The organism is Leptotrichia trevisanii DSM 22070, assembly GCF_000482505.1.
Taxonomy (GTDB): Bacteria; Fusobacteriota; Fusobacteriia; order Fusobacteriales; family Leptotrichiaceae; genus Leptotrichia; species Leptotrichia trevisanii.
Genome location: NZ_AXVL01000088.1, coordinates 1 through 1,314 on the forward strand (window position 1 = coordinate 1; position 1,314 = coordinate 1,314).

A 1,314-nucleotide genomic window follows, 5' to 3' on the forward strand; every position below is an offset into this window, starting at 1 on the left:
AAAATGTTGTTTTTAATCTCCCAAAACGATACTTTTAATTCCCAAAATGTTGTTTTAATCTCCCAAAATGATACTTTTATTAGCTCTCAAACTTAATATTTATAAGTGTTTGTGAACACCTAAAAGATATAAAATATTTTAAAAGATATAAAAATCTTTTAAAATATTTTTTTAAAAGAATTGATTTTTAAATTTTTCATTGTTACAAAAAGTACCCCTATATGTTACAAAAGGTACCCTTATCATAATAAACCTTTATTTATAGTATATTTCACTACATTTCGATATATCAAACTAACATACTTAATAAATTTATATCACTCGTAAAAAGTTATTTTTATATCAAAAAAGGGGAATACGATGTATATACACTTTTTATAAATTTAAAATTTGCTAATATAAGCCATTTTAAGCAATTTTTTCTAATTATCCAACCTTTTACACTACAAACTTATTTCATAGTCAAATTTACCCTCATATGCCTCTATATGAATATATATTAATAATATTCTCATCTAAAATACTGTTTCTTTAAAAACGTTTTTTATTTGCATTTTTTTTTAATTTGTGTTAGAATTATTTAATCTTTAATTAAAAAAAGGAGGTGTAAAAATTTATGAAAAAAATAGTAAGTTGTTGTGTTTTTTTACTTGTAAATCTTGCCTTTCCAGCTCCAGTCAATGAGGCTAACAGGATCATTGATATTCAGCAGAGACAGCTTGAACAGGAGAGAATCAGGCAGCAGCAGGAGAAAATGCAGAAGGAGTTTGAGAATACAAAGTTTGACAACCCTAAGCCTCAGATTGATAAGGATATTGAAAATAGTAATTTGAATTCTAATAAATTCTTAATTAAATCAGTCAATATAAAAGACAATGACAAGCTGCTGTCTCAAAGGGAAAGAAATAAAATTATTGGAAAATATGTCTATCTTGAACTAAGTTCCAATGACATTAGAAACCTTCTCACAGATCTTACAAATAAACTAATTTCTAAAGGATATACTACATCTACTGTAAATTTTGACAAAAATAATGATTTAACCACTGGGACTTTAAATTTGGAAATTGTTGCTGGTAGAATTGAGGATATAAGGATCAATTCCGGCAATGGGCTTGATAAGTATAAGGAATTTTTTATGTTTTCAAAGAACAAGGGAAAAATCTTTAATATCAGGGACATTGACACGGCAACTGACAATTTTAACTCAATCAATGCAAACAATATGACTATGGAAGTTCTTCCTGGAAGAAAGGAAAACTATTCAAGAATTGAAGTAAAAAATAGATTAAAGAATAAATATACTGTCGGAAT

At 26.4% G+C, this 1,314-nt stretch carries 1 protein-coding gene; it reads left to right on the plus strand.

The features are described 5' to 3' along the window. Positions 1–616: 616 nt before the first annotated feature. On the plus strand, positions 617–1,314 hold a 698-nt coding region (locus tag K324_RS0109680; RefSeq protein ID WP_026748940.1), incomplete at its 3' end, for a POTRA domain-containing protein.